We start from the raw sequence: 1,453 nt of genomic DNA on the forward strand, positions 1-1,453 counted from the left end.
CGAAGACCGCACGATCGCTCGTGGGGTCGAGATCGCCGAGGAGGCCGGAGGAAAGAGAGGGCACGTGTACTCCTTTAGGTATCTAGACGAGTGGGCGAGCTTTGTTGCTACGGTGGAGAGCCTAGCCATCCGAGAGGGCAGAGGAACGTGAGCACCGACCGTCCGCACTCCGTGAGCGTCGCCGGAGTCATCGTCGACGACCAGGACCGAGCCCTCTTGATCAAGCGCCGCGACAACGGCCACTGGGAACCCCCAGGCGGAATCCTCGAACGCGAGGAAACCATCCCCGAGGCCCTCCAGCGCGAAGTTCTCGAAGAGACCGGCATCAAGATCGCGCTTCCCGCGACCCTTACCGGCATCTACAAGAACATGAAGGGCTTGATCGTCTCCATGGTCTTCCGCTGTGAGGCCGCCGACGGCACGCCCACCACCGGGGACGAGACCCGCGCACTGCGCTGGGCCACCCGCGAAGAGGTCATCGAACTCGCCGACGAGGCATACGCGATCCGCGTCCTGGACGCACTCGACGCGGTATCCCCGCCGGCCATCCGCGCCCACGACGGCGTGAAACTCGTCTAGCCCGAACCCGCTGCACATGGCGGCCTACCAGCACGAAGGAACTTGTATGCACGAGTATACGAGCACCGCCCGGGTCTGGGGACTCACTTGCCCAGGATTTCCGGAAGAGGTGAGCCGGGCCCGCCGCTGGACACGGGACATCCTGCGGGGGTCTCCCCTGGCCGACGATGCCGAACTGATCGTGAGCGAGCTGAGCGCGAACGCGATCCTCCACACGGCAAGCGGCGGGGAAGGTAGCTTCCACCTGGCCCTCGCGGTCTCCCCGAAGGTGGTGGCTCTGTCGGTCACCGACGAGGGAGGGACGGGCACCGCACCGAAGGTCGAGCGGCCGAGCGAGGACGCGGTTCACGGCCGCGGTTTGGGCATGGTGAGCGTCATCGCGCACCGGGTCGTCGTCCACGGCAGCCACAGCGGCTACACCGTCACCGCCGAGCTGTTCACGGACACCCAGCCGGGAGGACACCCGTGCTGATGGACAAGCCCCAGCGGGGCTTCTGGTGCGAGTGCTGGACGCAGGACGTCAACGACGAGACGGGGTGGCCGGCACTCCGGGCATCCTTCGACGCCTACTCAGCACCGCAGGCTGACAGATGGGTAGCGGTCGCCCTGCGCACCATCTCACCAGCACTCGACCCGGACGCCTCCGACGAGGCCTGGGCCTGGCTCTACGACGGCCGCATCGACGCGCGACGAGCCCTCTTGCGCATGGAACCCTGCACGATCTCGCTGACCCACGCCAGCACCCGCATCACATGGACGATTCGACCAGTCGTCTTCCTGCCGTTGCTCCACCGCCAGGGTGTGGAACTCCCAGCCTGCGCATACGGCTTCACTCCCCACACCGCAGACTGAGTTACAACTTTCTCTACTGGTT

At 66.1% G+C, this 1,453-nt stretch carries 3 protein-coding genes; all 3 read left to right on the forward strand.

Annotated elements, in window-relative coordinates; translation table 11 throughout:
- Positions 1-171: 171 nt before the first annotated feature.
- The 3 genes from ACZ7DL_RS38760 to ACZ7DL_RS38770 are packed head-to-tail and all read left to right on the forward strand — an operon-like array spanning position 172 to position 1,431.
- Positions 172-579, forward strand: coding sequence for an NUDIX hydrolase (locus ACZ7DL_RS38760; protein WP_062931480.1), 408 nt, complete (start codon positions 172-174; stop codon positions 577-579).
- A 46-nt stretch (positions 580-625) separates the two neighbouring features.
- Complete coding sequence (locus tag ACZ7DL_RS38765; protein ID WP_386634306.1) at positions 626-1,051, forward strand: ATP-binding protein; 426 nt, start codon at positions 626-628, stop codon at positions 1,049-1,051.
- Positions 1,051-1,431, forward strand: a complete 381-nt coding sequence (locus tag ACZ7DL_RS38770; RefSeq protein WP_470781732.1) for a hypothetical protein — start codon at positions 1,051-1,053, stop codon at positions 1,429-1,431. Before ACZ7DL_RS38765 ends, ACZ7DL_RS38770 begins: the two co-directional genes overlap by 1 nt.
- The last annotated feature ends 22 nt before the right edge of the window (positions 1,432-1,453 follow it).

Source organism: Streptomyces sp. NPDC036984 (assembly GCF_055607665.1).